Origin of the sequence: Grimontia sedimenti (assembly GCF_011045095.1) — a bacterium.
Lineage (GTDB): Bacteria > Pseudomonadota > Gammaproteobacteria > Enterobacterales > Vibrionaceae > Enterovibrio > Enterovibrio sedimenti.
This window is the reverse complement of sequence record NZ_JAALDL010000024.1, coordinates 47,651-58,220: the sequence shown is the minus strand read 5'-3', so window position 1 is coordinate 58,220 and position 10,570 is coordinate 47,651. Positions and strand designations below refer to the sequence as shown.

The 10,570-nt window shown below is 49.3% G+C and carries 9 protein-coding genes; 1 reads left to right on the top strand and 8 read right to left on the bottom strand.

Annotated elements, in window-relative coordinates; all coding sequences use genetic code 11:
- Positions 1–135: 135 nt before the first annotated feature.
- On the bottom strand, positions 136–699 hold the full coding sequence (gene rrtA, locus G5S52_RS21785) for a rhombosortase (RefSeq protein WP_165018463.1): 564 nt from the start codon (positions 697–699) through the stop codon (positions 136–138).
- A 49-nt stretch (positions 700–748) separates the two neighbouring features.
- Here rrtA and G5S52_RS21780 point away from each other — a divergent pair, with 49 nt between their 5' ends.
- Positions 749–1,384 (top strand): tRNA-uridine aminocarboxypropyltransferase, encoded by a 636-nt coding sequence (locus G5S52_RS21780; RefSeq protein WP_165018462.1) that lies wholly within the window; start codon positions 749–751, stop codon positions 1,382–1,384.
- 143 nt (positions 1,385–1,527) lie between these two features.
- Here G5S52_RS21780 and G5S52_RS21775 read toward each other — a convergent pair whose 3' ends face one another.
- The 7 genes from G5S52_RS21775 to clpX all read right to left on the bottom strand — a co-directional run bounded on the left by G5S52_RS21775 (position 1,528) and on the right by clpX (position 10,488).
- On the bottom strand, positions 1,528–2,883 hold the full coding sequence (locus G5S52_RS21775; RefSeq protein WP_165018460.1) for an anti-phage deoxyguanosine triphosphatase: 1,356 nt from the start codon (positions 2,881–2,883) through the stop codon (positions 1,528–1,530).
- On the bottom strand, positions 2,876–3,472 hold the full coding sequence (gene yfbR, locus G5S52_RS21770; protein ID WP_165018458.1) for a 5'-deoxynucleotidase: 597 nt from the start codon (positions 3,470–3,472) through the stop codon (positions 2,876–2,878). Before yfbR ends, G5S52_RS21775 begins: the two co-directional genes overlap by 8 nt.
- Positions 3,473–3,618: 146 nt before the next feature.
- Positions 3,619–3,903, bottom strand: coding sequence for a ComEA family DNA-binding protein (locus tag G5S52_RS21765; RefSeq protein WP_165018456.1), 285 nt, complete (start codon positions 3,901–3,903; stop codon positions 3,619–3,621).
- Positions 3,904–4,062: 159 nt separating this feature from the next.
- Positions 4,063–5,955, bottom strand: a complete 1,893-nt coding sequence (ppiD, locus tag G5S52_RS21760; RefSeq protein WP_165018454.1) for a peptidylprolyl isomerase — start codon at positions 5,953–5,955, stop codon at positions 4,063–4,065.
- A gap of 250 nt (positions 5,956–6,205) precedes the next feature.
- On the bottom strand, positions 6,206–6,478 hold the full coding sequence (gene hupB / locus G5S52_RS21755) for a nucleoid-associated protein HU-beta (RefSeq protein WP_002535556.1): 273 nt from the start codon (positions 6,476–6,478) through the stop codon (positions 6,206–6,208).
- Between the two features lie 197 nt (positions 6,479–6,675).
- On the bottom strand, positions 6,676–9,048 hold the full coding sequence (gene lon, locus G5S52_RS21750) for an endopeptidase La (RefSeq protein ID WP_165018452.1): 2,373 nt from the start codon (positions 9,046–9,048) through the stop codon (positions 6,676–6,678).
- A 159-nt stretch (positions 9,049–9,207) separates the two neighbouring features.
- Positions 9,208–10,488, bottom strand: coding sequence for an ATP-dependent protease ATP-binding subunit ClpX (clpX, locus tag G5S52_RS21745; protein WP_165018450.1), 1,281 nt, complete (start codon positions 10,486–10,488; stop codon positions 9,208–9,210).
- Positions 10,489–10,570 lie beyond the last annotated feature (82 nt).

Sequence of the window (10,570 nt, the reverse complement as noted above, 5' to 3'; positions counted from 1 at the left end):
GTCCTGGGTCCTGGGTCCTGGGTCCTGGGTCCTGGGTCCTGGGTCCTGGGTCCTGGGTCCTGGGTCCTGGGTCCTGGGTCCTGGCAGATTTTTGAGTTGTTGCAACAACGTCAAGCTTTTTGCTCTTCCTAGGATCTAGTTCCGCTCTTTGCTCTTCCTAGGGCCTTGTTTCCTTACCAAAGCAAAAACAAGCCCTACGCACGCCCCGGCCAAATGCGCCTGATAGGCAACGCCTGCGTCGATTAATTCCGCAGTCATCGAGTCCCCGCCAGTGTAGGCTTCATATCCGAGCTTCAAAATCACGCCGATGAGCATCACCCACCCCAACGGTATTTTGTTTTGAATATCCCGCACCACGCCCCAAACAAATAAGCCATGTAACACACCAGAAAGCCCGGCATACCAATCAAAGGGACTGACGAACATAACCGCGCCTATCACCGCCATCATCACCCAAACCATTGGGATAAGACTTCTGCTGCCGTAGTATTCGCGATGAAGAAAAGTGAGCACCACCAGCCCCGCCAGATTCATAGCAAGGTGGATACCATTGGTGTGTGTTAGGTTTCCTGTTACGATTCGCCACCATTGCCCTGCAAGAATATCCGTGCGATCCCATACCATGAGTTGATGGATAGAAGGGATTTGGGCAATGAGTATGATGATGGCGAGTAAGCCAACCAACCTAAGATGAGCCAATATGTGCTCCAAGCTTTGTGATATGAGTAAGTTATAGCGTACCGTGGTCATGAACCAGAAAGCCAGTCGATATTGTCCGCAGTGCGGAAAAGCCAACAAAGCCTGCATTTGCGCTTTCATCCAGAGGATTGAAAGTGATGTGCCAGTGATCGTTCTTCAGCACCCTTCAGAGGTCAAACAACCCATCGGTACGGCACGTATTCTTTCCCTGTCGCTCCCAAACTGTCGAATAATCGTGGGAGAAGACTTCAGTGACAATGATGAGCTAAACCAACTTTTGGACAACGATGTTCATTACGCCCTGCTTTACCCGGCTGAAACATCTGAGCCAATCGGGAACTGGCGACTAGATGGAATGGCTCAAAACAAACAATGCGGTTTAATTTTACTCGACGGTACCTGGCGAAAAGCCTTTAAAATGTATCAGCTTTCCCAAAATCTGCAGGCGCTTCCTTGCGTAAAATTGGATGATATCCAGAGCGGAAATTACCGCATCCGAAAATCCCCAGTCGATGGAGGCCTTTCAACCGTTGAAGCAGGTTTCTACGCCCTGTCGGCCATGGCAGGAGACAGCGAGCCTTTCGAACCACTAATGAATGCCTTCAATGAAATGATTGAGTTTCAGATAAAACAAATGCCGCCCGGTGTGTTTGAGCGGCATTATGGGGGGAAAGATAGGTCCTAGGGTCCTAGGGTCCTAGGGTCCTAGGGTCCTAGGGTCCTACAAAGATTTTAAAGTCGTAGCTGTGACATCAAGCTTTTGCTTTGCCTAGGATCTAGGACCGCTCTTTGCTCTTCCTAGGACCTTATTTCCTTAGGACCTCAAATCTATCGAATCGGATATAGCGGTCCCTGACTTGAAGCGGTAAACATGGTCGCGTGAAGCCTTTGGGCATAGCCGTCTGTCATGCCTGATATGTAGTCTGCAATAGCACGGCGACCGCTTTTTCCTTCCGCGATTTCCTGTTGCCATTGAGCGCGTATCGCGACGGGTAACAATCTTTGCGGGTCAGCATCGAACGCGTCGAACAGCTCCATCACCAATTGCTGACCCTTGTATTCCACCACCTGAAGTTCTGGCTTTTGCACCACAAACTCACTGACAAAAGCTTTTAGGACTGACAGTACTGAATCCATGGTATCGGTCAGCTTGGCGTTCCATTGAAGCAAGGGATCGTCAAAACGATTCACACCATCCTGTACGGAAGGTTCTATCGCAATGGATGTCAGCAGTGTGTTCACCAATGCGCCGATGGCATCTTTTCGCTCGTAATGCGGACCAAACATTTGATCGCTCAGATGCCCAATATTGGCTTCCAGCCAAGGATCACCGCATTCCGCCAGTTTGCTGGCTACGGCTTCCTGCCATTGGTCACGCTGAACAATACCCATCACAATGGCATCTTCGAGGTCATGGACACCGTATGCGATATCGTCCGCCAGTTCCATGATCGAGCAATCAATGGATTTGTATTGTGTGCGGCCATGCTGTTCTTTCGTTGGTGCCAATTTCAACGAGGTAAACAGTTTAGCGTCGTTTCCAGACATGCCACCCAACACCCAGTTAAACCTTTCCAGGTCATCTTGATAGATACCCTTGGCGGGGTGCCACTCTGAGGCTTTTAAATGACGAAACTCGACAACATCAGGCGAAAGCACTGAACGCGATATGGACGCAATCGGCGCCGGATATTTCAATAACCCCAGCAAGGTGCGACGGGCGAGGTTCATGCCGTCATGTTCGGTATAAGGTTCGAGCAAGGTAACGATGCGAAAGGTCTGCGCGTTTCCTTCAAAGCCGCCGTCGTTGCGCATCATATAGTTCAGGGCGATTTCACCACCATGACCGTAAGGCGGATGGCCAATGTCGTGTGCAAGGCACAGACTTTCCATCAAGCTGGTTGAAGGCAAGATATCGCGAAACTCAGGCTGTTTCTCTTTGATTTGAGCGAGGATGCCCGTCCCTATCTGAGAGACCTCAAGTGAGTGTGTCAGGCGCGTGCGGTAAAACTCGCTGTGCTCCGCACCCAACACCTGTGTCTTCGCCTGCAAGCGTCGGAACGCGGCAGAATGCAGTATGCGGGCACGATCTCGCTGAAACACAGAACGCTTGTCATTACGGCGCTTTTTGTTTTCTTCAGCAAGACGCGCTTCCCAATCAGGTAATAGTGCAAACTCAGTCATCGCTGATTTCATCCAAGGAAAGCTCAAAGCTTGGCGCAAACGTCGTCATAAAATATTCAGTCGCCTCACTGCCACGCTCGCTCATGGTTTTTTCCAACCGACGTTTGGCTTGTAGAAACTCATGATTGCCCGCAGAAAGCTCTTCAAGACATTTAAGATAGGCACAAATGGCATCAGCCTGCTTCACCAACCGATAGTCATCTTGATTGATGGCTTCACTGTCGATAAGCGGTCGGTAATCCTCTCGGAATTCTTCTGGCAACATGCCAACCAGCTTGTCTTCGGCTATTTGCTCGATTTTTTTGTATTCATCGGCAATGGCTGGATTGAAATACTTGATAGGTGTTGGCAGATCGCCTGTCAGCACTTCGCTACAGTCATGAAACATCGCCAGCAGTGCGACGCGTTCCGGCGAGTATTGCCCGCCGAATTTTTTGTTTTCTATCAGCGCGAGCGCGTGAGCAACAAAGGCAACCTGGAGGCTGTGCTCAGAGATATTTTCATTAGAGACATTACGCATCAGCGGCCAACGGTAAATAAGCTTCATACGCGCGAGATGGGCAAAAAAGTGGCTGGTTTTCTGACTCATGGCTTCCTTGACGTCATTAGAACAGTTCTTTACTCATTCTGTTGTCGTCAGGCGAATTTAACAAGCCTTAATCGTGATAAGCGGGATTTGGGGAGAGCGTGCTCCCCGGCACACAACGTTGGGGATATTAGGAGACTTTCTTGAGATCAGAGCACGATGCGGTCGCGGTTCTTCTCAACAATTGAGTTGCCAATACCTTTCACGCCCTTCAAATCATCTGCCGATTCAAAGGCACCGTTGGCATTGCGGTAATCTACGATTGCCTGCGCTTTCGCCTTACCAATACCATCCAAATATTTATCCAGCTCTTCGGCTTCAGCAGTGTTGATATTCACTTCGACAGGGACACCCTGAGCGCCGTCCTGCGCGGTTGCCAACGGTGAGAGAATGAGAGAGATGGCAAATATCATTGCCGATACAATCGATTTCATGTCCATTTCCTTTATGGGGTTGATTGGTATGACCAACATAACGGATGAAGGGAATGGTGCGAGTTGAAGGGATAAAAAAAACGACGGGGGACATAAAGTCCCCCGTCGATGCAACTTATCAATTACAGTCGTCTTACAATCATATCAAGTTGGGTTGATTTATTGCTCAACAGCGTCAAGTGTGTAAGTCACTTCAGTGCTTTCTTTCAGCTGTGCGATGACAGATTCCAGATCGATGTTAGCGGTGTTACGCGCAACACGCTCTGCCATCTGGCTTTGTAGGCTGATCTCTTCCGTCGTCGGCTCTTTCACCGCATCCAGAGCAACAACCAGTACATCGCCATTGAAGGTGCGGGTAAAGCCGTATTCTGCTTTGCCTTCAGCCGGTGTTGCCATAGTGAACGCAAGCTCAACGACTTCACGGTCTTGAGAAACGCGCGCCAGCTCAGCGGCTTCACCAAACGCATAACCTGATGCATTCAGACCCGCGTCGTTGCCTTCACTCAGCTCAGACACTAAGGTGTTTGCTAACGCTTCAGCAGCTTTCTCGCCTTCCTGACGCTTCAGCAAATCTGTCACTTGAGTTTCTACCTCTTCGAAAGGCAGCACTGTCTCAGGACGAACTTCGTCAACACGCACAACCACTACATGCTCAGGAGCAATCTCAATGATGTCAGAGTTCAGACCGTCTTCACGCACTTCCGGTTGTTGCAGAGCCTGAGCAACCAGAGGGTTGGCCAATGAACCTTGCAGATCGGACAACGCTACGAAATCAGTTTTCTCAACGTTCGCATTCACAGCATTCGCCGCTTCATCAAGGTTATCTGGCATTTCGAACGCTTTCTCAGCCAGTTCGTTAGACAGAGCGTAGAACTTCTCAACCGCGTGGTTTTGCTTCAGTTGCGCCATGATTTCATCACGCACTTCCGCAAAAGGCTTCGCATCAGATGGCTTGATATCATCCAGCTTGATGATGTGGAAACCAAACTCAGATTGAACCACTTCAGACACATCGCCGTTATTTGCCAGTGCAAATGCCGCTTCTTCGAATGCTGGATCCATCACGCCTTTGTCAAACCAGTCCAACTCACCGCCTTGCTCAGCACTGAAAGTGTCGTCAGAACGGGTTTTCGCCAGTTCAGCAAAGTCAGCACCGCTGTTCAGCTCAGCCAAGACCGCTTCTGCTTTTTCTTTTGCAGCGTCGTCGTCACCCTGAATCATGATATGGCTGACTTTACGCTGCTCAGCGGTGCCGTAATTGGCTTTGTTTGCTTCGTAGTAGGTCTTCGCTTCTTCTTCCGTCACGTCGGCAACGTCTGCGATACCTTCACCAGAGAGCTCAACATAAGAAATCTTGAATTGCTCTGGACGAACGAACTGCGATGGGTTTTGCTCGTAGTAAGCCTGCTTTTGCTCATCAGTGATATCCGCTTTATCGGCGAAATCGGCTAGCGGCAGAGTCAAAGTGCGAACCATGCGCGTTTGACCTTCAAGCTTGTACAGTGCTTCCAGTTCACCTTCCAGCGCGAATTCACTGCTGATCAGGGCATTAACGAACTGTTCTCGAACCAGATCCTGGCGTACATACTCAGCAAACTGATCAGGAGACAGGCCATTGCGGCGAAGTGCTGCCAAATATAAATCGTTGTCAAACAGACCTGTTGAGCCTCGGAATGCTGGCATATCACGAATGGTTTGTTTGATTTGTGCATCGCTCACACGAAGACCTAAGTTCTTCGCTTCCTGATCCAGCAACGCCTGATTCACCATACGATCCAGAACATTGCGGCGGAATTGCGCGAGATAGCTAGGGTCACTCAACAGAGTAGAGAAGAAGTCACCGGCCTGTGCTTGCATCTGTGCACGCTCATTTTGGTAAGCTTGCTCGAATTGATTGCGGCTAATTTCTTGATCACCTACCGTTGCCGCAGGTACCACGGTGCCACCTGCCAGGTAGCCGCCAACACCAGCGAAAACAAAGGAAAAGATAATAAGGCCTAAGATGATCTTAACCGCGATGCTGTTTACGCCTTCGCGTAGTCGCTCCATCATAACGCGCCGTCACTCCTGCTTATTGAAACGTTCGTCTTTCATACAGCTTCTCTTGCACAGCAAAAAGCCAATGCACTGATATGCACACAGTCAATTTGTATCAAGAGGAGTTGTTTCGATTAAAACTAAAAAAGCGCATCGAGAGATGCGCCTTTACACTCTGATTGAGCCTGATTATACGCTGATGTCGCACACTTTACAGCTTAAAACTAGGACTGGTGCGACAAAGAGCAAAACGAAACGTTTAAGATTAGTTAACCGCGTCTTTCAGAGCTTTACCAGCTTTAAAGCCTGGGACTTTAGCAGCTGCAATTTTAATTTCTGCACCAGTTTGTGGGTTACGACCTGTACGTGCTGAACGCTCACGAACAGAGAAAGTACCGAAACCAACCAGAGCAACTTGATCACCGTCTTTCAGGCTATCTGATACTGCTTCAATCAGTGCATCCAGAGCGCGACCCGCTGACGCTTTAGACAGGTCAGCATTTTCTGCAATTTTATCAATTAACTGCGACTTGTTCACTTTTTCATCCCCTTTACAAACGAACCACAAATCCCATTTTTTGCGGCGGCAACCGATTAATGGCGCCAATAGTTATTAAAACAAGACTTAAAAACGCTGTAGCTGTTATGAATTAAGGGCTTGCAGCGTTTTAATTAACTTAGCCCTCAAAAAAAACGCTGACAAGCCTTTTACCGACTGTCAGCGCTTTACGTTGCTTAATTTTGCTGCACGTCACTCTTTTGCGACGAAACCAGCTCTATTCCGAGAGGGTTGTCTTGTAGCGCCAGAGTCAGAACTTCGTCGATCCAGCGCACAGCATGGATGTCGAGGTCTGCTTTAACGTTTTCAGGGATCTCTTCCAGATCACGTTCGTTCTCTTTTGGAATGATCACCGTTTTGATGCCGCCACGGTGAGCAGCCAACAGCTTCTCTTTCAGACCACCGATTGGCAGCACTTCACCACGCAGGGTAATTTCACCCGTCATGGCAACATCTGCACGCACAGGGTTGCCCGTCAGGCTAGATACCAACGCCGTACACATGGCGATACCCGCACTTGGGCCATCTTTTGGTGTTGCACCTTCTGGCACGTGCACATGGATATCACGCTTCTCATAGAAGTCGTTATTGATACCCAGCTTCTCGGCACGAGTACGAACTACTGTCATCGCTGCCTGAATCGACTCCTGCATCACATCGCCCAGAGAACCCGTTTGTGTCAGCTTGCCTTTGCCCGGCATGGATTCAGTTTCGATGGTCAGCAGATCGCCACCCACTTCCGTCCACGCTAGACCGGTGACCTGGCCAATACGGTTGCTCTCGTCCGCTTTGCCGTAGTCAAAGCGTTGAACGCCCAAGTAATCTTTCAGGTTGTCCTGATTGATAACGATGGTTTTCGTGTCTTTATTCAGCAGAATTTCTTTCACTGCTTTGCGGCAAAGCTTGGAAATTTCACGCTCAAGGCTACGCACACCTGCTTCACGGGTGTAGTAACGGATGATACCGATGATCGCTGAATCTTGGATCTCAACTTCTTTTGGCTTCAGACCGTTACGCTTAACCTGCTTATCAACCAAGTGCTGCTTAGCAATGTTGAGTTTTTCGTCTTCGGTGTAGCCCGACAGACGAATCACTTCCATACGGTCAAGCAATGGACCTGGAATGTTCATCGAGTTCGAGGTCGCCACGAACATCACGTCTGACAGGTCGTAATCCACTTCCAGATAGTGATCGTTGAACGCATTGTTTTGCTCTGGGTCCAGCACTTCCAGCAAAGCAGAAGATGGATCGCCGCGCATGTCAGAAGACATCTTGTCGATTTCATCAAGCAGGAACAGTGGGTTTTTCACACCGACCTTTGCCATTTTCTGGATAAGCTTACCTGGCAGAGAGCCAATGTAAGTACGACGGTGACCGCGGATTTCCGCTTCATCACGCACGCCGCCCAGCGCCATACGGGTGTACTTACGGCCTGTTGCCTTCGCAATCGACTGACCCAGAGAAGTTTTACCCACACCTGGAGGCCCCACAAGGCACAGGATTGGCCCTTTAAGCTTGTTCACACGGTTTTGCACCGCCAAGTACTCAAGAATGCGTTCTTTCACACGCTCAAGGCCATAATGGTCTGAGTTCAGAATCTCTTCAGCTTTCGCCAAATCTTTCTTCACTTTCGAGCGCTTCGACCATGGCACGCTGACCATCCAGTCGATATAGCTGCGAACCACCGTTGCTTCCGCTGACATCGGAGACATCATTTTCAGCTTCTGCAGTTCTTGCTCAGTTTTCTCTTTGGCCTCCTGAGGCATTTTAGATTCTTCAATCTTCAGCTTCAGGCTTTCAAATTCGTCAGGCGCGTCATCCAGCTCACCCAGCTCTTTCTGGATGGCCTTCATTTGCTCATTGAGGTAGTACTCGCGCTGGCTCTTTTCCATCTGCTTCTTAACGCGGCTGCGAATACGCTTCTCAACCTGCAGCAGATCGATTTCTGACTCCATCATGGTCATCAAAAATTCAAGGCGCTCAGCGATATCAATAATTTCCAGCACTTGCTGTTTGTCATTGAGTTTCAAAGGCATGTGCGCGGCAATGGTATCTGCAAGGCGGGCAGCTTCGTCAATACCATTCAGTGACGTCAGCACTTCCGGTGGGATCTTTTTGTTCAGTTTGATAAAGCCTTCAAACTGACTGATCGCCGTGCGCACCAGCACTTCTTGCTCACGTTCGTCCATTTCTGGCGTAAGCATGTACTCGGCATCTGCTGTGAAGAAGTCGTCTTCACGGAACTTTCTGATTTCTGCACGCTGTAAGCCTTCCACCAGCACTTTTACTGTGCCATCAGGGAGTTTCAGCAGTTGGAGAATAGAAGCGACGGTACCGACCTTGTAAAGGTCGGAAATGGATGGGTCATCGGTAGCGGCATCTTTCTGCGCAACCAATAGAATCTGCTTGTCATTGTCCATTGCCGCTTCAAGGCAGCGAATGGATTTATCCCGTCCCACAAACAGCGGGATGACCATGTGAGGATAGACAACTACGTCACGCAATGGCAGGACCGGAATCTCAATGCGCTCGGAACGCTCCAAGTTCATATTTTTCTCTCTTCCGTTTTCGTTATTACTGAGTATATGGGGATAGATTGTCAGGATTCAACGGCATATCCGGCAGAAAGTAAAAAAGGGAGCTAATGCTCCCTTTTTTTCGGTAATTTGTTGGTTAAATAAGCAATTTAACCCTATGGGATGTACGCGTTACTCTGCGCCAGCCGCCTGATTTTCTGATGCTTCATAAATCAGCAGTGGATCAGATTCACCTTTGATCACAGATTCATCAATCACCACTTTGGTGACTTCTTTACTTGAAGGCAGATCGTACATCGTGTCCAGAAGCACTGCTTCCACAATTGAGCGCAGGCCACGTGCACCGGTTTTACGGTCCATCGCTTTCTTGGCAATTGCAGTCAGGGCGTCATCACGGAACTCCAGTTCAACACCGTCCAATTCCAGCAAGGCTGCGTACTGTTTGGTGAGTGCGTTCTTAGGTTCGCGAAGGATCTGCACCAGTGCATCTTCATCCAGCTCGCCCAAAATCGCAGTGACTGGCAGACGACCGATGAATTCCGGGATCAAACCGTACTTCACCAAATCTTCTGGTTCCACTTTGCTGAACAGGTCGCTCAGTGTTGCTTCCTGATCTTTTGTACGAACTTCCGCACCAAAGCCAATACCGCTGCCTTTCGCCACACGCTGGTCTACCACTTTGTCGAGACCGGCAAATGCACCACCACAAATGAACAGGATTTTTGAGGTATCAACCTGCAGGAATTCCTGTTGCGGGTGCTTACGGCCACCTTGTGGTGGAACAGAAGCAATCGTACCTTCAACCAGCTTCAACAGCGCCTGCTGAACACCTTCACCGGAAACGTCGCGGGTGATAGATGGGTTGTCGGACTTACGAGAAATCTTGTCGATTTCATCAATGTATACGATGCCGCGTTCTGCTTTTGCTACGTCGTAATCACACTTCTGAAGCAGTTTCTGGATGATGTTTTCAACGTCTTCACCCACATAACCTGCTTCGGTCAGTGTCGTGGCATCTGCCATGGTGAACGGCACATCCAGAAAACGCGCCAGCGTTTCTGCCAACAGCGTCTTACCACTACCGGTAGGACCAATCAGAAGAATATTACTTTTACCCAGCTCGACGCCATCAGCCGTTGTGTCGCCGTTACGAAGGCGTTTGTAGTGGTTGTATACCGCTACAGACAATACTTTCTTCGCACGATCTTGACCGATAACGTAATCATCCAGGTGCGCGCGGATCTCTTGCGGAGTTGGAAGCTCGTTACTGTCGCGCTTAGGCATGACCTCTTTTATTTCTTCACGAATGATGTCGTTACACAGGTCAACACACTCATCGCAGATATAAACAGAAGGTCCAGCAATTAACTTGCGTACTTCATGCTGGCTTTTGCCGCAGAAAGAGCAGTAAAGCAGTTTGCCGCTGCCACCGTCTTTTCGCTTGTCTGTCATTCGCTAACCTCTTTAGGCCTTCGCCTATGTTTACCATGATCTGAGTCTATAACATCTCGGGGAAATTTTCCGAACACCGAGA